Here is a 243-nt window from a genome sequence, read left to right as displayed (position 1 = left end):
CAGCGCAAAGCGCACCGACCGTCTGCCGATCCGGTTGTCGCGCAGCAGCGCCTCGGCGGCATTCAGCGCCGCTTCCTCCGCAAGCACCGCCGGGAGATCGCTCTTCAGCACGCGGCTCGTCGCCGATTGGGCCCGGTGCGAGCGCACGCCCGCCTGCTCGTAGGCGTCATCGGGATTGTAAAAGGTGATGACAGCCTCGGCGGCGTGATCGCTGTCATGTCCGCGGGTTTCCTGCCACAACGG

At 67.9% G+C, this 243-nt stretch carries 1 protein-coding gene; it reads right to left on the bottom strand.

Annotated features, from left to right (window positions below):
- On the bottom strand, positions 1–243 hold a 243-nt coding region (locus SB772_RS44770), incomplete at both ends, for a phage tail protein (RefSeq protein ID WP_410839121.1).

This window comes from Paraburkholderia sp. SIMBA_030 (assembly GCF_046535245.1).
Classification (GTDB): Bacteria; Pseudomonadota; Gammaproteobacteria; order Burkholderiales; family Burkholderiaceae; genus Paraburkholderia.
This window is presented reverse-complemented; position numbering and strand designations above follow the sequence as displayed.